Below are 18,375 nucleotides of genomic sequence, written 5' to 3' on the forward strand. Positions count from 1 at the left end.
TTCAGAAGAGCATGATGAGGGCGATGACGATGAGGATGATGGCCACAAGGCCACCGACCCCCAGGACAATGTAAGGAAGCGCGGATGGACGATCGCCGACGAGAATCTCTCCGTCGCCGTAGGTGATGTCACGGGCTTTCATGGGGCCTGCGGGAGGGTTCTCGACCTCTTCGCCTTCATCAGCCTGGAGCATCTGGCTTTCTTCGGGCGAAATGGCGACCGATTCAATCGGCATGGTCGCAGGACCGGATGCGGCACGGCGGAAGTCCTGGCCCGGCTGAGATTTTTCGGGTGCGGCCTTGCTGTTTACGGCAGGCTTGACGTCGTGATCGGCGCTGCCGTGGCCGTCCTTGGCTTCAGCGACGCCGGGGGCGGCAGAAGGCGCGGAGACAACCTTGATGCCCTGCGTATTGGGCTTGACTACGGGTGCGCGGCGTTCCCGCGGCTTACTCGCGGCCTGTCGGCGAGCCACCCAGTCTTCCGACTTCGGGGCCTCGGGAGCCTTCGCAGCGTCGTCTTGGCCCTTCGGAGCTTCGGGAGCCTTCGGAGCGTCGTCTTGGCTCTTCGGAGCGTCGACGGCTTTTTCCACCTGGGTTTCAGCGGTTTCCGGTTCGGGGCTCTGCTGTGCGCCAGGAGCCTGCGTCACAGGAGCCTTCTTCACGACGGGAGCGGGGCTCTTGTCCGCCTGCGCTTCCTTCTGCTGAGTCTCGACTGGCTTCGTGGGCGCCGGCGAGGACTCCTGCGGCGCCTGGTCCGCGTCGACGGGGGCCGGCTCAAGTCCGTGTTCGCGCATGTAGCGTCGGCGTTCAGCCCTGGTTTGGAACTGCGGCATTTCAGGCTTTTCAGACGAAGTTGCGGCCCGGGTAGCCGGTGCGCTGGGGGCCTCCGGTTCACCGGGAACCGCTTCTGGTTTTGCAGGAGCCGGCGCTGGCACGGTACCGATGGGAGCCATCTTTTCGGTGGGGCGCGGGTCAGGCTCATTCTGAACGCGAGGCGCCTGCTGGGTCTGCTGCGTGTCCTGCATCTGCTGTGCAGGGCGGGCGGGTGCAGGTTCGACTGGGCGTGCCGATGTGGCCGGTGCGGCGGGCGCCGTTGCGGGTGTCTGCGGTTTGACTGTCAGCTTGGCCGGTGCCGGCTCTTCTTTCGGACTGTCTTCGACTGAACCTTCTGCGGAGTCCTGGGCAGCAGCTGCGGCTTCCGCGGCACGGCGTTCAGCTTCCCGCCGTTCGCGTCGGGTTCGGTACTGCTCAGCCAATTTCACTCCTGTAGAGGTTGTGTTTTGCGATGTATTGCACGACGCCGTCCGGTACGAGGTACCACACCGGGAGGTCGTCAAGCACCCTGTCGCGACAGTCGGTCGACGAAATCGCCAGTGCGGGGATCTGCAGGAGGCTCACGCCGTCCTGGGGAAGCCCTTCTGACGACAGTTCGTGTCCGGGTCGGCTGACTCCGACGAAATGTGCGAGCTGAAAAAGCTCGTCGACTTCTTTCCACGACAGGATCTGGGCAAGCGCGTCGGCACCCGTGATGAAGAACATCTCGGTGCCCTCGCCGAGTTTTTCAGCGAGATCGCGCAGAGTGTCGATCGTGTAGGTGTTTCCCGGTCGATCGACATCGACGCGGGAAACGGTGAAGCGCGGGTTGGACGCCGTGGCGATCACGGTCATGAGGTAGCGATGCTCGGCATCGCTGACGTTCTTGCCGGTCTTCTGCCACGGGCGCCCCGTGGGGACGAAGATGACTTCGTCCAGCCCGAACCTTGCCGCGACTTCGCTGGCGGCAACCAGGTGGCCGTTGTGGATGGGATCGAATGTTCCGCCCATCACTCCGACCCTGCGCGCTTCGTGGTTCATCATCAGTGGCGGTAGGAAATGCCCTTCCAGCTGAGAGTGACGATTCCCAGGAACAGCAGGGTGCCCAGCGCGGTAGCGCCGTACCAGATCGGGTCCATGGGAAGTTCAGCGCCTTCGTGCGCGTGTTCTGCTGCTGCGAGAAGAATCTCGTTCACTGTTTCTCCTGTATGTAGGTGTGAGTGGTCTGTTTGGGCAACACTTTACCCGTTGGCAGACGGTACCGCTCGGCGTGTCGAAATCAGCTGCGGATCTGGCCTGAACCGCGCATGACCCACTTGGTGGTTGTGAGCTCTGCAAGCCCCATGGGGCCGCGCGCGTGGAGCTTCTGAGTGGAGATTCCAACTTCTGCTCCCAGCCCGAATTCGCCGCCGTCGGTGAACCTCGTCGACACATTGACCCCGACGACGGCGGAGTCGATGGCGTCGACGAAGATGTCGGCGTTGGCGATCGTGTTGGTCACGATGACATCGGTGTGGCCGGTCGAGTAGGCGCGAATGTGTTCGATCGCCTCGTCGATGTCCGACACGATCCGCACCGCGATTTCAAGGTCGTGGTACTCCTTAGCCCAATCGCGGCGCGTGACACGGCCGATCCGGACGCCCTCCGGAGCGCATTCGGCAACATCAGAATCACCGTGGATGGTGACCCCCGCCTCGTGCAGTCGCTCGAGGATCTTCGGCAGCACACGGCGGGCGGCCTTTTCGTGCACCAGCAGTGTTTCCAGCGCGTTGCACACGCTCGGGCGGTGAGTCTTCGCATTGAGCACAAGGTCCGAGGCCATCCGGACGTGTGCAGAAGAGTCAATGAACATGTGGGTGTTGCCGGCACCCGTTTCAATGACGGGCACGATGGAGTCGTGTACGACGCGCTGGATGAGTTCCGGGCCTCCGCGCGGAATAAGCAGATCAACGTAGTCACGTGCCTGCATCAGCACCGCGGCCCCTTCGCGGCCCCACGAATCGATGCTCGAAACGGTGTCGGCCGGCAGACCTGCAGAGGCCACGGCCTTGCGCAGAAGCTCAACCAGCAGAGTGTTCGCCGAAATCGCCGCGGAACCGCCGCGCAGGATCACCGCGTTGCCTGCCTTGATGGCGAGAGCCGCAATGTCAACGGTGACGTTCGGCCGTGCCTCGTATATCGCGCCGATAACGCCCATGGGCACACGCTTCTGCATGAGGTTGATGCCGTTGGGCAGGGTACGGCCGCTGACGATGTCCCCAACCGGGTCAGCCAGACCGATCACGTGTCGCACAGCGGCCGCAATGCCGCGCACGCGCTGTTCGTTGAGTTCAAGGCGATCGAGCAGCGAATCCGAAAAACCGCGCTTCTTTGCGGTTTCGAGGTCTTCGGCACTTGCTGCCACGATGTCGTCGATGTTGTCTTCCAAGGTCTGCGCGATCGCCTCGAGAGCCGCGTTCTTGTCCTTGGTCGATGCGGTCGACACAACCGCCGAGGCGGTTTTGGCAGCCGCGGCAACGCGCGTGACCGCCCGTTCGATCTTGGGATCGATGTCAGTGGTTTCCGTCATGTCACACTGTCCCGTTCTTTGTCAGAATCATGTCGTTTCGGTGAACGACTTCCCTTTGGAACGATACGCCGAAGCGGCGACCGAGTTCACTCTTGCTCAGACCGAACATCTGGGGAAGTTCGTCCGCACTGAAGTTCGGGAGTCCGCGCGCCAAGCGCGTTCCGCGCGGATCAACAATATCGACCGGCTCGCCGGCTGCGAAGCGGCCTGAAACATCAACAACACCCGCAGCCAGAAGTGATTTGCCACCCTCGGTGAGGGCTTTGGCCGCACCGGCATCGACCCGAATGGAACCCGCCGGCTCAGCAAGGTGCGCAAGCCACAGCAAACGCGTCTGGCGCCTGGAGTGCGTGGGACCGAAGTACGTGCCCACGTCCTCCCCGCGAACAGCAGAGACTGCCAGATCAAAAGACGTCAGGACGCTGGGAATCCCGGAGTCTGCCGCGATCACCGCAGCATGGACCTTTGTCGCCATGCCGCCAGTGCCGACAGCACTGCCGCTGCCGCCGATGGTAAGCGAGGCGAGATCCTCAGGACCGGCCACAAAGGGAATGCGCACCGCCGAAGGGTCTTCCGGAGGCGCCGACAGGAGCGACGACACATCTGATAGCAGAACGAGAGCCTCTGCGTGTGCCATCTGCGCAACCAGCGCGGCCAGACGGTCGTTGTCACCGAAGCGCAGTTCGTCCGTTGCCACCGCGTCGTTTTCGTTGACGATCGGCAGAATATTCATCGCCAGCAGACGGTTGATGGTGTTCTGTGCGTTGCGGTAGGTCGAGCGGCGCACCATGTCGTCCACCGTCAAGAGAACCTGCGCTGTCACCACCCCGTGGCCAGCGAGTTCTTCCGTGTAGGCCGTCATGAGAAGGCTCTGGCCAACAGCAGCGGCAGCCTGCAGGGTCGGCAGGTCAGAAGGCCGCTGCTCGATCGGCATGGGGCCCAGACCCGTGGCAACAGCCCCGGAGGTCACGAGGATGACCCTCTTGCCCGCATCGTGCAGTTTGCCGATGATGTCAGTCAGCTCAACCAGACGCGCGCGGTTGAGGCCCCCTTCGTCGGTGATCGACGACGATCCGACCTTGACGACGATTGTTTCGGCGCGACGGATGGAGTCGCGCACTGCTGCTGCATCAGTCAACGGCTATTCAGCCTCCCGCTGCGCCTTTTCGGCCAGGCGCTCAGCTTCGAGTTCCGCACGCGCGGCGGCCTTTGCGTCCATGCGCTCGTGGAAAGCGGCCTTGCGCTCAGCGCGCGAAGCACGGCGATTCTCTTCAAGACGCGAGTCGCTGCCGCGTTTGCCCAGGGGCTCTCCCCCGCCCAGAAGTGTGGGATCCCAGTCGAAGACGACAGCGTCTTCGCCCGGACCGATGACAATCGTGTCGCCGGGGTGTGCCCCCTGCTTGAAGAGTTCGTCCTCGACGCCGAGCCTCTGCAGGCGGTCCCCGAGGTAGCCGATGGCCTCGTCATTCGTGAAGTCTGTCTGCAGGATCCAGCGTTCCGGCTTGTCTCCGCGAACTCGATACACGGGGCCTTCAGGTCCGTTTTCAGGTGTGATCGTGAATGACCCGCCGCGATCGACCGCTGCTGGCCGGATGACCTGGCGGGCAGGTTCGTCATCGAGCTCTGCTCGCCGGCTGCGCTCTTCAAGCACGATTTCAGCCATCGCGTAGGACAGCTCTTTCAGCCCTTCGTGCGACACAGCCGAAATGTCGAACGTGCGGTAGCCCGCTTCATTCAATTCAGCCCGCACGATGTCGGCAAGGTCTTTGCCGTCAGGGATGTCAGTTTTGTTCAACGCGACCAGGGTTGGGCGCTGAGTGAGCGGCAGCAGATCCCCGCTGGAGTCGACGTCGACTTCGTAGGCAGCGAGTTCAGCCTCAATCGTTTTGAGGTCGCTCACGGGGTCGCGCTCGGGTTCCCACGTCGCCATGTCGATCACGTGCACGATAGCCGCACAGCGCTCAATGTGGCGCAGGAAATCCAGCCCAAGGCCTTTGCCCTGAGCAGCACCGGGAATGAGACCGGGAACGTCCGCGACCGTGAAGCGCGTGTTGCCGGCCTGAACGACACCCAGGTTGGGAACGAGAGTCGTGAACGGGTAGTCCGCGATTTTCGGCTTTGCGGCAGACAGCGCTGCGATCAGGCTCGACTTGCCGGCCGACGGATAGCCGACCAGCGCAATGTCAGCGACGGTCTTCAGTTCGAGGACAACATCGACTTCTTCGCCCGGCGTTCCCAGCAGGTGGAAGCCGGGAGCTTTGCGTTTGGTCGACGCGAGAGCCGCATTGCCCAGGCCGCCGCGACCACCCGAAGCGGCAACATAGCGTGCGCCGGCACCCACGAGGTCTGCAAGGATTTCGCCATCACGGCTCTTGACGACAGTGCCGTTGGGCACGGGGACGATACGGTCGCCCGCCTTCGCTCCGTGCCGCAGGTCTCCGGAGCCGGCCGCGCCGTTGTCGGCTTTGATATGCGGTGAGCGGTGATAGCTCAGCAGCGTGGTGGTCTGCGGGTCGACTTCGAAGATGATGTCGCCGCCGTCTCCGCCGTTGCCGCCATCGGGTCCGCCCAGCGGTTTGAACTTCTCGCGACGCACAGACGTGCACCCGTCGCCCCCGTTTCCGGCAGCGAGGAAAAGAGTCACGCGATCGACGAACTCGACAGCCACGGCATTCCCTTTCTAATGAATGTGGGGCGAGCCGCTTTGCGACTCGCCCCACAATTCTAAACTCTGTTATTCAGCAATGACGCTGACCGTCTTGCGGCCGCGCTTCTGACCGAATTCCACGGTTCCCGTAGCAAGCGCGAACAGTGTGTCGTCGCCACCGCGTCCGACGTTGACGCCGGGGTGGAATTTGGTTCCGCGCTGGCGAACGAGGATTTCGCCGTTGTTCACCAGCTGACCGCCGAAGCGCTTGACACCCAGGCGCTTGGCGTTGGAATCACGACCGTTGCGAGTGGAGCTCGCACCCTTCTTAGTTGCCATAGTTCAGTACTCCTGGGTTCTGCTTACTTGATGCCGGTGATCTTGAGGCGCGTGAGTTCCTGGCGGTGGCCCTGACGACGCTTGTAGCCGGTCTTGTTCTTGTACTTCTGGATGACGATCTTGGGGCCGCGGAGCTCGTCGACGACTTCAGCGCTGACCTTGAGCTTGGCCACGTCTTCCGGGGCGTGGGTTACGGTGTCGCCGTCCACGTGGAGAACGACGTCAAGATCGACGGAGTCCCCGGCTTCGGCTTTGATCCGGTTGACGGTGATGACATCGCCGACAGACACCTTTTCCTGGTGACCACCGACGCGGACAATGGCGTAGACCATAAACAGTCCCCTTCTTTTCTGCTGTGAGCGGCTGTTTCCACCACTCCCATTCGTACCGGCGACTTTCCCTTGGCCCATGGCCCATTAGGAGGAAAAGTCCGCCGTGATGCGATTGCACCGACCTGCAATCTTAATCTTCACAGCCCCCGAAAGTCAAAGCGACTGGCGAGCCTCTTGTTCCGCGATCCGCTGGTGGCGGCGGATGACGTGCGCAACCGTGAAACCCAGCAGCTCCTCTGCGAATTCCGGGTCAAGTCCGCTGGCTTCGGCCAATGAGCGCAGACGTTCCAGCTGACGCTGTTCGCGTTCGGGGTCCGCCGGCGGCAGCTGTTGGAACGCTTTGAGGTGGCCGACTTTCTCAGTGAGCTTGAACCGTTCGGCCATGATGTGGATGAGCACAGCATCAAGGTTGTCGATGCTGTCGCGCAGCTGCTGCAGCTCTTCAGGAATCTCCGTCATGGAACCCAATGCTACCGGCGGATGCGGCCCACTTTCGGAGGTGTTCACCCAGCGAACGGGACGTGAGCGGATCTCTTCCGTTTTCGCACACGGGAACTCTCCACGGCAGCTCGCTTCGCGGCCTTCTGTCCCCCATAAGGTCAGCGAAGTCCTCCAGCTGTCGGTCAAGAACGCGCCGTCCGCCGTACCTGCTGGCAAGAGCACCCATGGCCGTGGGAAGAACAGGTTCTGCTATTCGAATCTCTGTGTCCGCGGCCGGAACGGTCTCGAAGTCGGCTCCCGTGATCACATCGGCCCCTGCCAGCAGAAAAGCTGTGTCTTCCAGGGGCTCCAGTGACGCGTCGGCAGCGTCCGCATCCGCAAGCACGCCCCGCATCCAGCAGCGCTCCCCCTCGTCAATGCTGAGCACAGTCTGGGGCAGAGCCCACGCGTCGACACGGCCTGCCTTCGGCAGCCGCACCGCAACCCGCAGGTCAAAGCCCAGCTGCGCCGGAGCCGCGACAGCCGCAGTGAACTGCTCACGGGCGATGAACTGCACCCACAGCCAGAAGTCGACGAGGTCGGATCGCTCCTCCTGAAAAATATGAACTTCACGCGCATCGGATGATTCGGGCACCGACGCATCCATCCGCATAGCCCTGTACACCGCCCATCCGCGCAGCCCGGGCCCAGCCTGCGCGCAAAAAGACGCGAACTCAGCGTGCCTGCTTGTGCGCACTGGAACTTCGTACAGCGCCAGAAGCGCGCGAAGTTTGCGTTCGCGCACCAGTTCGGGGTTCATCGGTGTGTTGCGAGAGGAGCTTTCCAGCAAGTCAACGCCCAGCGCCCGCACCGCCGTTCGTGTCGCATTCTGCGCGGTTCCGTATTCCGGGGTGTCGGTGATGCTGATGTACAGCGGATCGAGAGCACACCGGCTCTCCACGTCGAATGGGTCGTATCCGGCAGACGCAGTCACCGGGGAAAGCATGATTGTTTCGGCACCGGCCGCGGCGGCCTGCACCGCAATGTCGCGCAGGTCGGCGAAGTCGCCCACACCCCACGAACGCCCCATGCGGGCTGATGCCAGGTGCAGATCGAAGCCTCGCTCACCTGGCTGCACTGCAGCTTCACTCACCATCAGGGGTGTATGGCTGACTGCGCCGTCGACCGCGCACGTGATTTCGCCAATACCCGTCTCACGTGGAGGCATAATCGCTGTGAACTCGTGCCGGACTTCCGAGGCGCCTGCCACCGTCACGGTCTGCGTTCCGGTAATCGTCGGGGTGATGTTCGCGGGAACCGGTTCGCCGCTGAGTCCGACTGTCGACACCGATGCGGTGGCGGGGTCGGAGGTTCGCACGGGTATTGCCGCCGAATGGCCGGCTTCGGCAACGACAGCCGCCGGCAGGGCGGAGAGCCACTGCCGGCGGTTTTCGCGGTCGATGAGGATCTGCAGTTCGCTGCTGTCCTCGGCGGTGAAGCCGAGAACATGCAGCGCGGCGGCCAGCTGGTCATCAGACAGCGGCCGGCCCGCGACATCGCGTTCTCCGTCGATGCCGAGCAGGGCGGCCAGCTGGCGCATCCCGCCGGTCATGTCCGACTGCAGGATCCCCGCCACGGGTCAGTCCTGGCCGATGATGAGGATGGGCGGTTCCGGTTCAGCAGGCGCTTGGGGCTTCTTCGGCTCCTGCTTCTTCGGAGCTTCCTCAGGCCTGGGCTCCGGTTCCTGAACTGCTTTTTGGATGCGCGTCTGCGAAGCCCCGCCGATCATGAGCAGACCTTCCGATTCCGGTGTCGGCATGCTGACGGGCTCAGCCTGCTTACGGGCAGCCGAGTCCGCTTCAGCCTCGCTGCCGGAGCTGCTGTCTGCATCGTTGTCGCCTGTACCGTCACCGACAGGGTTTTCGGTGTTCTCAGCCGGCTCGGCCGATTTGATGCGACGGCCGCCTCCGCGGGTTCCGCGGCGACGACGCGCGCGGCGTTCGCGCTGTTCGCCATCGTCGGACGCGGCCTCACCGGTGTGCTCAGCGCTGGCTGCCGGTGTCTTCGCCGCTTCTGCCGCGTCAGGCGAAGCATCAGGCGTGTCACCAGACGTGGCCGCTGGCTCGTCTGCTTCGGCGGGTGCTTGAGGTTCCTCGTGGTCCCGAATGGTGGCCTTGGCGATGGCCGCCATGGCCTTCTGGGACTCCCGGCTGCGCTTTTCGTCTTCTTCAGACTGCTGGCTGCCGGAGGAGTTGTTGTGCGAACCGCGCGAGTTGTCCTTGTTGTCGCGGTTCTTGCGGCGCGACTTGTACTGGCGGCCGGAGTGGTCCGGTTCGGTGCCCGGCAGCATAAGGCCGCGTCCGGAGAGGTCTTCCCCGGCTGCCGCGAGACCTTCGGCCAGGCCCGTGCCGATGCGCTTGCGGGTCATCTGGACGAGCCCGAGCGAGGTCACTTCGGCCACCTGGTGTTTGGTGCGGTCGCGGCCCAGGCATTCGACCAGGCGGCGAACCACGAGGTCGCGGTTGGATTCAAGCACCATGTCGATGAAGTCGACGACGATGATGCCGCCGATATCGCGCAGACGCAGCTGGCGGATGACTTCTTCTGCCGCTTCGAGGTTGTTCTTCGTGACGGTCTCTTCGAGGGATCCGCCGGAGCCGGTGAACTTGCCGGTGTTGACGTCGATGACGGTCATCGCCTCTGTGCGGTCGATGACGAGCGAACCGCCTGAGGGCAGGTTGACCTTGCGATTGAGCGCCTTGTCGATCTGTTCGGACACGCGGTAGTGGTCGAAGATGTCGTCGTCACCTTCGTAGCGGGATACGCGATCCCGCAGGTCGGGTGCCACGGATTCGACGTATTCGGTGATGACGTCCCACATGCGGTTTCCGTCGATCACGAGTTCGCTGAAGTCTTCGTTGAAGACATCGCGGATGATGCGGACCATCATGTCCGGTTCGCTGTACAGGAGTTCCGGTGCACGCACCTTGGTGGACGAGGACTTGCCCTCGATCGTCTCCCAGCGCTTGTGCAGGCGTTCGATGTCCTGACGCAGGTCGTCTTCCGAGGCGCCTTCTGCGGCTGTGCGCACGATGACGCCGGAGCCGTCTGGGACGGCGTCTCTCAGGATCGACTTAAGGCGGCTGCGCTCACTGTCGGGCAGTTTGCGCGAAATGCCGGTCATCTGGTTGCCGGGGACGTACACAAGGAAGCGGCCGGGCAGAGAGATCTGCGCGGTCAGGCGCGCGCCCTTGTGCCCAACGGGGTCCTTTGTCACCTGGACGAGCACGGGGTCGCCGGGGTTAAGGGCGACTTCGATGCGGCGGGGTTTGCCGTCCATGCCGAGGGCGTCCCAGTTGACTTCACCGGCATACAACACGGCGTTGCGTCCCTTGCCGATGTCGACAAAGGCTGCTTCCATGCTGGGCAGAACGTTCTGCACGCGGCCCAGGTACACATTGCCGATGAGCGAGGACTGCTGGCGCTTCTCCGACAGGTAGTGTTCGACGGCAATGCCGTCTTCGGTGACAACGAGCTGCGTACGGCCGTCTTTTTCGCGCACGATCATTGCGCGTTCAACCGATTCGCGGCGGGCCAGGAATTCAGCTTCCGTGATGACGGGACGACGTCGCCCAGCGGCCCGGCCTTCCCGACGGCGCTGGCGCTTCGCCTCTACGCGCGAGGACCCGCGGATACCCGTGACTTCGCTTTCGAGCGAGGTGGTGCGGCGGCTTCCGCGCTCACGGCGGCGTGTGCGACGGCGCCTGCGACCGCTGTCGCCGTCGTTGTCATTGCCTTCGTTGTCGTCGGAGTCCACTGTGCGGCTGTCGTGATCGCTGTCTCCGCGACTGCCGTGTTCGTCACGGCCGCGTCGGCGGCTGTCGGAACCGGAGTCGTTCGAGTCGTCCGAATCATCGTGCGAATCGTCGTTGTCGTCACGGTCATCGCGCGAGCGTGAGCGCCGACCTCGACCACCGCGCCGACGGCGGCGTCGACCGCCTTCGCGGCCGCCTTCGTCGTCGTTGGAACCGCCGTCGGAATCAGTGTCGCCGGAGTCCTCGGTGTCGTCCGAATCGTCGTAGTCATCGTCTTCGGGTTTCCAGTCGGGATCCACCTGAACGCCCAGTTCGGCCTTCGGCTGCTGGAACAGCAGCGCACCGCCGGCCGGAGCGGTGACGGGGACAACCTCGGTGTCGTCGTAATCCTCAGATGCCCGTGCGGAGAAAGCGGGTGCGGTCTGCAGTTCGGCGGATGCCGCACTCACCGGCAGACCGGCGACCTCCGGCTGGGCCGCGTTGGAGAACAGGCCGCCCGAAAACGCTGTTTTGCCAGCTTTGTCGTCAGCTTCGTTCTCAGCGCTGTCTTCTGCGTCGCGGTCGTGTTCTTCTTCGGAATCGTCGACGTCTGCGGTGTCGTCAACCCGATCTTCTGTCGGTTCGTCCTGGCTTTCGCCGCGGCTTTCAGCATTGCGCTTCTGGCCGGCTTTGTCGGCGATCGACTCCAAAAGCTCTGCGCGACGGCTGTCGTCTTCCGCCTGCGTCTGGCGTCCCTGGGACTGCTGGCGCAGCGCTTCGAGGTCGGAAAGGATTCCCTCTGTGGGATCCACTGTGTCACTCATTGAAAACTCCTGTCCCGATCGAGCGGTGCAACGTCCGCGACCGGGATCATGTCCTTGTCATAATCACAAAAGTCTGTGAGCTGCTGTGGGCTCGCGCGAATGCTCAGCGCGGTGGCCCAGGGCTTCATCTTGAACCTGGCCGAAATTCTTCGGAGAGGTGGAAGCACACCCGGCGCGGTTGCTCTGCCGGAGCTCTGATGCTCATTATGTCACAGCGCACCTGGGACGACACTGAATCCGGGCTGTCCCACCCGGCGGTGCCCACCTCGATTCGACCGGTGGGCTCAAGCGGTGGATGATGTTTCTATGACCTCAGGAACCAGTGTGCAGACAGCAGAGCTTTCCGTCCCCTCCCCGTGGTTCAGCCGCAAGAGGCCTTTCGGAATCTTCCTCGTGGTGACAGCCGTCATCGGCTTGATCGCATCTTTGGACCTGTCGATTGAGAAAATCAAAAAACTCGAAAATCCCGGGCATGTCCTGTCCTGTGACTTCAATCCGTTCTTTTCGTGCGGTTCCGTCATGAACTTCTGGCAGGCTCAGCTATTCGGCTTTCCCAATCAGCTCATCGGGATTGCTGCGTTCATCTTCCCGCTGCTTCTGGGCGTCCTTCTGATCAGCCGCACGGAGATCCCCCGCTGGGTCATGATCGGTCTGCTGATCGGACTCACGGGCGGTGTCGCACTGGTCATCTTCCTGTTCATCAGTTCGATTTTCGTCATCGGGATCGGCTGCCCGTGGTGCATTGTCGTGTGGACCGTCGTCATTCCGATGTGGTTCATCACCGCGGGCCACCTGGCGCTCACGGGCGGCTTTGGGTCAGCTGTCCAGCACTCCCCCGTCATCCAGGTCTTCGCGTCTCATGCGGTTCTTCTGTCCGTGGCGGCTCTCGCGCTCATCTACCTGAGCATCGTCGCGAAGTTCTGGACGTTCTTCTCAAGCCTCGTCTGAACCGGATCGGTTCGCACCCCTCCCACCGGTTCCGGTGGGGAACAAGAAAAAGCCGGCCTCCGCCTCGTATGACGAGGTCCTCGAATCACGAGGTGGAGGCCGGCTTCTGTCTGCCTGGAAAGGTCAGTCGAGCTCGGGGAACCAGATCTTGATTTCTCGTTCTGCCGACAGCGTCGAATCCGAACCGTGGACGATGTTCTTCACAACACTTTCGCCCCAGTTGCGACCGTGGTCACCGCGGATGGAACCGGGAGCGGCGGTCGTCGGGTCGGTGGTGCCGGCCATGACGCGGAATGCTTCGATCACATCTTCGCCAGTGACGACGATCGCCACCGACGGCCCACTGCCCATGTATTCGACCAGCGGTTCGTAGAACGGCTTGCCTTCGTGCTCTTCGTAGTGCGCGCTGAGCATGGAGCGATCAGCCTGCACCATCTTCAGGGCACTGATTTCGTAGCCCTTCTTTTCAAGACGGCTGATGACTTCGCCGACAAGGCCCCGTTCAACGCCATCGGGCTTGACAAGTACGAGTGTGCGTTCCTTCATCATTCCTCTTTCTCCTGAGTGTCAGGTGAAGCGGGTGAGCCCGCCCGATATGCCTGTTTGACGTAGGCGGTGGCTTCGCGGTCAATCCGTCGGCCCCAGTAGATGCCGACGGCCCACATGGCGCCGAAGACGACGGCGACGACAACGAGTCCGCCCAAAACAATACCGCTTGCCAGTATCAGCAGCTGAATCATCCACCCCAGCGCAATGCCCAGGCCCTTCTGGCCGGCTTTCTTCGGCAGAGTTGCCGTGGCGATGATGCACAGCGCACCGAGCGCAACAGCCCCGGCCACGAGCCAGCCGAACGGCAGCGGCTGCAGACCGTAGCCGACCAGCAGGGCAAAGTAGACGATGATCGCCTCAGAGATGAGAACGGTTCCACCGAGGATCGGCAGCTTCGACTTCAGCGGAAGCTGAGGAAGTTCAGCAGGGGTCTCCTGCGTCATTGAGCATCCTTTCGGCCCAGCAGGGTGCGGGCCTCGGCAACGGTTGACAGCGAACCGGTCACAACGATTCCCGTTCTGCGCTCAGGGTCTTCAAGAGCGAGGTCGACTGCGCGCATGAGCGCGTCGTTGAGGTTGTCGGTTCGGATGACGTCGTCCGGATCCCACCATTCTTCAGCGGCTTCGGCGAGTTTCTGCGAGCTCAGAGCGCGCGGACTCTGAGCCTGAGACACGACGACCCTGCCGGCGGTCCGATACAGGTGTTCCAACACTCCGTGCACGTCTTTGTCTTCGTACACCGCGACCACCGCGACGACATCCGAGAAGTCGAAGGAGTCCGCAAGCGCTTCCCGCAGCGCGATTGCCGCGTCCGGGTTGTGGGCGCCGTCGACGACGATCGTCGGGTCGGACCGCATGACCTCCATGCGGCCCGGCGAAGTGACGGTACTCAGTCCGGTGCCGATCGTGTCCGTGTTCAGAGGTTTGTCTTCCGTGCCGAGGAACTGTTCGACGATGGCAACCGCCAAAGCTGCGTTGTCGATCTGGTGGCGTCCCAGAAGCGGCAGGAACAGATCGCTGTAGACGTCGTAGGCCCCGCGCAGGGAGAACAGCTGCCCGTCGACGGCTTGTTTGGCTTCGAGGACTTCGAACTCGCGGCCGAACCAGCGCCCGGTGAGCCCCCGGCCGGCAAGCTGGCTTTCGAGTTCTTCTGCCGCCTCGTCGTCTTGGTTGCCTATGACCGCCACCGGTGTTGGCGCGGGAGTGTCGTCCTGTGTCCTATCGAGGATCCCGGCCTTTGTGGCTGCGATGTCGGTCAGGGTGTCTCCGAGGAACGCCTGGTGGTCCAGACTGATGTGGGTGAATCCGCACACTTCAGCGTCAGCCACATTGGTTGAGTCCCACTGACCGCCCATCCCGACTTCGAGCACGTATACGTCGACGGGGGCGTCAGCGAATACGGCGAATGCGAGCACGGTCAGCGCTTCAAAATATGTCAGCGGCGGCCGCCCGTCTCCTGCGAGTTCGGCGTCGACCATGTCGAGGAACGGTCGGATTTCTGCGAATACCCGTACGAAGTCGTCCTCTGACACGGGTGCGCTGTCGACGGAGATGCGTTCGGTGACGGAGTGCAGGTGGGGGCTGGAGAAGCGTCCCACCCGCAAGTCGTGAGCGCTCAGCAGCGCGTCCACCATGCGGGCGGTGGAGGTTTTGCCGTTGGTGCCCGCGATCATGATGACCGGCGCGGCTCGGTGAATGTCACCGAGCAGTTCGCAGGCGCGCAGGGTGGCGTCCAGGCGCAGTTCGATTTCGGTTTCGCCCGCGCGGGCCTGCAGCGCGGCCTCAGCCAGCTGCAGGCCCGTCGGTTCGGTGTTCGTCATGCGTGCTTCTCCACGCGCACGGCGGCACCGTCGGCGAGTTCGGCGGCTTCGAAGACCTGCCCTTCACCAAGCGGCTCCTGCGTGATCCGCAGGGTTTCGGCCAGGGTTTCCTTGGCGATGAGGTCGCTGTAGCCGCTGAGTGCTTCGGCGCTTTCTGCCGGGACGCTGATGGCCACGTCGATGCGGTCCGACACGTGCAGGTCGAGTTCCTTGCGGGCGCTCTGGATGGCGCGGATGGTGTCGCGCGCCTGGCCTTCAGCCCGCAGTTCGTCGGTCACAACAGTGTCGAGAGCGACGAAGCCGGACTCGGTGGGAGCAAGCACGATTCCGTCCTGACCGGATTCCGCGACGTCCTCGAGGGTGTATTCGCCTTCCTGCAGTTCGATGCCGCCGGACACGACAACACCGCCTGTGACAGACCAGTCTCCGGACTTGGATCCCTTGATGGCTGCCTGGACGTTCTTGCCCAGGCGCGGGCCTGCGGCGCGTGCGTTGACGGTGAGCTTCTGTTCGAGTTTGAAGCCGGCCTCTTCGGCCTTGTCAACCGGCATGACGACGACTTCGCGCACGTTGAGTTCGTCGGCGATGATCGACGTGAACTCTTCGCCCAATTCGATGTCCGTTGCGACGGTCAGGCGTGCCAGCGGCAGACGCACGCGCAGCTTTTCAGCCTTGCGCAGGCTCGAGCCGACCGAGCAGATGGACCGGGTGAGGTCCATTGCCTCGACGAGTTCCGGGTTGGCTTCGAACAGCGAGCTGTCCGGGTAGTCAGCCAGGTGGACGGAGCGCTCCCCCGTCAGGCCGCGGTAGATCTCTTCGATCGTGAACGGCAGCAGCGGTGCAGCGACCTTGAGGAACGCTTCGAAGCACGTGTAGAAGACGTCGAAGGTTTCGTGGGTCGCTTCCGAGCCTTCCCAGAAGCGGCGGCGCGAACGGCGGACGTACCAGTTGGTGAGCATGTCCAGGTGCTCGCGGAACAGCCCGCACGCGCTCCACAGGTTGTACTCGTCCATGTGCTCGGCGAAGCTGTCGATGAAGTCGCGCGTCTTCGCCAGGAGGTAGCGGTCGAGCACCTGCGAGGACTCGTAGCGGTGACGAGCCTGGTAGCCCGAACCGGACTTGCCCTCTGCGGGCGTTTCACCCGGAGCGTCTGCCGTGTTGGAGTACGTGGCGAAGAAGTGCCACGCGTTCCACGCCGGCAGGATGATCTGGCGCACCGAATCGCGGATGCCCTGCTCAGTGACGATGAGGTTGCCGCCGCGCAGCACGGGGCTGGACATGAGGAACCAGCGCATGGCGTCGGATCCGTCGCGGTCGAAGACCTCGTTGACGTCCGGGTAGTTGCGCAGCGACTTCGACATCTTGTTGCCGTCGGAGCCCAGCACGATGCCGTGGCAGATGACGTCGCGGAACGCCGGCTTGTCGAACAGTGCGGAAGCCAGGATGTGCAGCGTGTAGAACCAACCGCGGGTCTGCCCGATGTACTCGACGATGAAGTCTGCCGGGTAGTGGTTGTCGAACCATTCCTTGTTGTCGAACGGGTAGTGCACCTGTCCGTACGGCATGGAACCGGAGTCGAACCACACATCCAGAATGTCCTCAACGCGGCGCATGGTCGACTTGCCAGTCGGGTCGTCCGGGTTGGGGCGGGTCAGCTCGTCAACGAACGGACGGTGCAGGTCAGGCTGACCGTCGTGGTTCAGCGGCAGGCGGCCGAAGTCACGTTCGATCTCTTCGAAGCTGCCGTAGACGTCGATGCGGGGGTATTCGGGGTTGTCCGACTTCCACACCGGCACGGGGCTTCCCCAGAAGCGGTTGCGCGTGATCGACCAGTCGCGGGCGTTTTCCAACCACTTGCCGAACTGGCCGTGCTTGACGTTGTCAGGCACCCAGTTGATGAGCTCGTTGTTGGCAAGCATCCGGTCTTTGAACTCGGTGACGCTGACAAACCACGAGGACACGCCTTTGTAGATGAGCGGATTGCGGCAGCGCCAGCAGTGTGGGTACGAGTGGTTGTAGGTCTCGTGGCGAACCAGAACAGTGCCGTCAGTGACGGAACCGGTTTCACCTTCACCCGCCGTATTGTTCTTGAGGTGGCGGATGATCTTAGGGTTCGCGTCGAAGACGAGGTCGTCGACATAGTCGACAGCCGGAGCGGTGAAGCGGCCGTCGGGGCCAACCGGCATGACGGCTTCGATCCCTGCAGCCTGGGTGACAACGTAGTCGTCCTCACCGAAGGCGCCGGCGGTGTGCACGAGTCCCGTACCGTCGCTCGTGGTGACGAAGTCGCCTTCGAGGATGCGGAAGGCGTTTTCGTGGTCGGCAAAGTAGGCGAACGGCGGAGCGTAGGTGTGGCCCAGCAGGTCTGCACCCTTGAGTTCGGCAACGACGATCAGCTCTTCGCCGAGTTCGCGGGCGTAGGCTGCCAGACGCTCCTTGGCGATGACGTAGCGCTCAGCGCTGCCGGTGGGGCCATCGGATTCGACGACGAGGTAGTCGATGTCCGCCCCGACGACGATCGCGAGGTTGGACGGAAGCGTCCACGGGGTGGTCGTCCAGATGAGGAAGCGTGCGTCTTTCAGCGTCGAGTCAGCCAGCGGACCGGACGTACAGCGCAGGCCGACGGTGACAGCCGGGTCCTGACGGTCCTTGTAGACGTCATCGTCCATGCGCAGTTCGTGGTTCGACAGCGGGGTTTCATCTGACCAGCAGTAGGGCAGCACGCGGAAGCCCTCGTAGATCAGCCCCTTGTCGTAGAGGGTCTTGAAGACCCACAGCACGGATTCCATGAACGTGGGGTTGAGCGTCTTGTAGTCGTTTTCAAAATCGACCCAGCGGCCCATGCGGCCGACGTACTCTTCCCATTCGTCGGTGTACTTCAGCACCGATTCCCGTGCTGCGGCATTGAACTTGTCAATGCCCATCTCAAGGATTTCGTCCTTGGTCTTCAGCCCCAGCTGGCGCATGGCCTCAAGTTCTGCCGGCAGACCGTGGGTGTCCCAGCCGAAGCGGCGCTCGACGCGCTTGCCGCGCATGGTCTGGTAGCGCGGTACGACGTCTTTGACGTAGCTGGTCAGCAGGTGGCCGTAGTGCGGCAGACCGTTTGCAAAAGGCGGGCCGTCGTAGAAGACGAACTCATTTTCGCCGTTTTCGCCGGCTTCGCGGTTGTCAATGGATTCCTGGAAGATGTTGTTGTCGTTCCAGAACTTCAGAACGTCCTTTTCCAGCGCCGGGAAGTCGGGGCTGGAGGACATGCCGAAAGCAGAGGTCGTCTGCTTGGGATAGATGTTCTCAGTCATGAGCGTCCTTTATTCGCGGGTCC

16 protein-coding genes are annotated in these 18,375 nt (G+C 62.9%); 1 reads left to right on the plus strand and 15 read right to left on the minus strand.

Translation table 11 applies throughout. The features are described 5' to 3' along the window. Window position 1 precedes the first annotated feature (1 nt). The 11 genes from HMPREF3087_RS06270 to HMPREF3087_RS06315 all read right to left on the minus strand — a co-directional run bounded on the left by HMPREF3087_RS06270 (window position 2) and on the right by HMPREF3087_RS06315 (window position 11,737). Window positions 2–1,255, minus strand: a complete 1,254-nt coding sequence (locus HMPREF3087_RS06270; RefSeq protein ID WP_070428490.1) for a hypothetical protein — start codon at window positions 1,253–1,255, stop codon at window positions 2–4. Further along, window positions 1,248–1,856 carry a nicotinate-nucleotide adenylyltransferase gene (gene nadD, locus HMPREF3087_RS06275; protein ID WP_370919325.1) on the minus strand — a complete coding sequence of 203 codons (609 nt, stop codon included), beginning with the start codon at window positions 1,854–1,856 and terminating at the stop codon, window positions 1,248–1,250. The genes HMPREF3087_RS06270 and nadD overlap by 8 nt, the downstream gene beginning before the upstream one ends. Next, window positions 1,856–2,008, minus strand: coding sequence for a hypothetical protein (locus HMPREF3087_RS10625; RefSeq protein WP_176745019.1), 153 nt, complete (start codon window positions 2,006–2,008; stop codon window positions 1,856–1,858). The genes nadD and HMPREF3087_RS10625 overlap by 1 nt, the downstream gene beginning before the upstream one ends. Before the next feature lie 83 nt (window positions 2,009–2,091). Further along, a complete protein-coding gene (locus HMPREF3087_RS06280) occupies window positions 2,092–3,381 on the minus strand; it encodes a glutamate-5-semialdehyde dehydrogenase (protein ID WP_070428492.1) in 1,290 nt (429 codons plus the stop codon). A gap of 1 nt (window position 3,382) precedes the next feature. Further along, window positions 3,383–4,519: a glutamate 5-kinase gene (proB, locus tag HMPREF3087_RS06285; RefSeq protein ID WP_070428493.1), complete on the minus strand. Its 1,137-nt coding sequence runs from the start codon at window positions 4,517–4,519 to the stop codon at window positions 3,383–3,385. 3 nt (window positions 4,520–4,522) lie between these two features. Then, window positions 4,523–6,049 (minus strand): GTPase ObgE, encoded by a 1,527-nt coding sequence (gene obgE / locus HMPREF3087_RS06290; RefSeq protein WP_070428494.1) that lies wholly within the window; start codon window positions 6,047–6,049, stop codon window positions 4,523–4,525. 66 nt (window positions 6,050–6,115) lie between these two features. Further along, the gene (rpmA, locus tag HMPREF3087_RS06295) at window positions 6,116–6,367 is read right to left on the minus strand and encodes a 50S ribosomal protein L27 (RefSeq protein ID WP_070428495.1); all 252 of its coding nucleotides are present in this window, start codon (window positions 6,365–6,367) and stop codon (window positions 6,116–6,118) included. Window positions 6,368–6,390: 23 nt separating this feature from the next. Next, window positions 6,391–6,699 (minus strand): 50S ribosomal protein L21, encoded by a 309-nt coding sequence (gene rplU / locus HMPREF3087_RS06300; protein WP_019175393.1) that lies wholly within the window; start codon window positions 6,697–6,699, stop codon window positions 6,391–6,393. Window positions 6,700–6,852: 153 nt separating this feature from the next. Further along, entirely contained in the window at window positions 6,853–7,158 is a 306-nt protein-coding gene (locus HMPREF3087_RS06305) for a chorismate mutase (protein WP_070428496.1), read from the minus strand. After that, on the minus strand, window positions 7,142–8,755 hold the full coding sequence (locus tag HMPREF3087_RS06310) for a 4-alpha-glucanotransferase (protein ID WP_070428497.1): 1,614 nt from the start codon (window positions 8,753–8,755) through the stop codon (window positions 7,142–7,144). Before HMPREF3087_RS06310 ends, HMPREF3087_RS06305 begins: the two co-directional genes overlap by 17 nt. Before the next feature lie 3 nt (window positions 8,756–8,758). Further along, complete coding sequence (locus tag HMPREF3087_RS06315; protein WP_070428498.1) at window positions 8,759–11,737, minus strand: Rne/Rng family ribonuclease; 2,979 nt, start codon at window positions 11,735–11,737, stop codon at window positions 8,759–8,761. Window positions 11,738–12,043: 306 nt separating this feature from the next. Between HMPREF3087_RS06315 and HMPREF3087_RS06320 the strand changes: the two genes are divergently transcribed. Continuing rightward, window positions 12,044–12,685 carry a vitamin K epoxide reductase family protein gene (locus tag HMPREF3087_RS06320; RefSeq protein ID WP_256173059.1) on the plus strand — a complete coding sequence of 214 codons (642 nt, stop codon included), beginning with the start codon at window positions 12,044–12,046 and terminating at the stop codon, window positions 12,683–12,685. A gap of 123 nt (window positions 12,686–12,808) precedes the next feature. Here HMPREF3087_RS06320 and ndk read toward each other — a convergent pair whose 3' ends face one another. Genes ndk through ileS form a run of 4 tightly spaced genes read right to left on the minus strand, consistent with a single transcriptional unit; the run spans window position 12,809 to window position 18,352 of the window. Continuing rightward, window positions 12,809–13,231 carry a nucleoside-diphosphate kinase gene (gene ndk, locus HMPREF3087_RS06325; protein ID WP_061943219.1) on the minus strand — a complete coding sequence of 141 codons (423 nt, stop codon included), beginning with the start codon at window positions 13,229–13,231 and terminating at the stop codon, window positions 12,809–12,811. After that, a complete protein-coding gene (locus HMPREF3087_RS06330) occupies window positions 13,231–13,677 on the minus strand; it encodes a DUF4233 domain-containing protein (protein WP_061942580.1) in 447 nt (148 codons plus the stop codon). Before HMPREF3087_RS06330 ends, ndk begins: the two co-directional genes overlap by 1 nt. Beyond that, entirely contained in the window at window positions 13,674–15,053 is a 1,380-nt protein-coding gene (locus HMPREF3087_RS06335) for a bifunctional folylpolyglutamate synthase/dihydrofolate synthase (RefSeq protein WP_070428500.1), read from the minus strand. Before HMPREF3087_RS06335 ends, HMPREF3087_RS06330 begins: the two co-directional genes overlap by 4 nt. Then, on the minus strand, window positions 15,050–18,352 hold the full coding sequence (gene ileS / locus HMPREF3087_RS06340) for an isoleucine--tRNA ligase (protein ID WP_070428501.1): 3,303 nt from the start codon (window positions 18,350–18,352) through the stop codon (window positions 15,050–15,052). Before ileS ends, HMPREF3087_RS06335 begins: the two co-directional genes overlap by 4 nt. Window positions 18,353–18,375 lie beyond the last annotated feature (23 nt).

The sequence above is a fragment of the Brevibacterium sp. HMSC22B09 genome (genome assembly GCF_001806795.1).
GTDB classification, from domain to species: Bacteria; Actinomycetota; Actinomycetes; order Actinomycetales; family Brevibacteriaceae; genus Brevibacterium; species Brevibacterium ravenspurgense.

What these genes read in the sequence shown, in the direction of transcription:
- nadD (WP_370919325.1), bottom strand. Translation starts at nt 1,856, where the DNA reads ATGATGAACCACGAAGCGCGCAGGGTCGGAGTGATGGGCGGAACATTC.
- HMPREF3087_RS06280 (WP_070428492.1), bottom strand. Translation starts at nt 3,381, where the DNA reads ATGACGGAAACCACTGACATCGATCCCAAGATCGAACGGGCGGTCACG.
- rpmA (WP_070428495.1), bottom strand. Translation starts at nt 6,367, where the DNA reads ATGGCAACTAAGAAGGGTGCGAGCTCCACTCGCAACGGTCGTGATTCC.
- rplU (WP_019175393.1), bottom strand. Translation starts at nt 6,699, where the DNA reads ATGGTCTACGCCATTGTCCGCGTCGGTGGTCACCAGGAAAAGGTGTCT.
- HMPREF3087_RS06305 (WP_070428496.1), bottom strand. Translation starts at nt 7,158, where the DNA reads ATGACGGAGATTCCTGAAGAGCTGCAGCAGCTGCGCGACAGCATCGAC.
- HMPREF3087_RS06315 (WP_070428498.1), bottom strand. Translation starts at nt 11,737, where the DNA reads ATGAGTGACACAGTGGATCCCACAGAGGGAATCCTTTCCGACCTCGAA.
- HMPREF3087_RS06320 (WP_256173059.1), top strand. Translation starts at nt 12,044, where the DNA reads ATGACCTCAGGAACCAGTGTGCAGACAGCAGAGCTTTCCGTCCCCTCC.
- ndk (WP_061943219.1), bottom strand. Translation starts at nt 13,231, where the DNA reads ATGAAGGAACGCACACTCGTACTTGTCAAGCCCGATGGCGTTGAACGG.
- HMPREF3087_RS06330 (WP_061942580.1), bottom strand. Translation starts at nt 13,677, where the DNA reads ATGACGCAGGAGACCCCTGCTGAACTTCCTCAGCTTCCGCTGAAGTCG.
- HMPREF3087_RS06335 (WP_070428500.1), bottom strand. Translation starts at nt 15,053, where the DNA reads ATGACGAACACCGAACCGACGGGCCTGCAGCTGGCTGAGGCCGCGCTG.
- ileS (WP_070428501.1), bottom strand. Translation starts at nt 18,352, where the DNA reads ATGACTGAGAACATCTATCCCAAGCAGACGACCTCTGCTTTCGGCATG.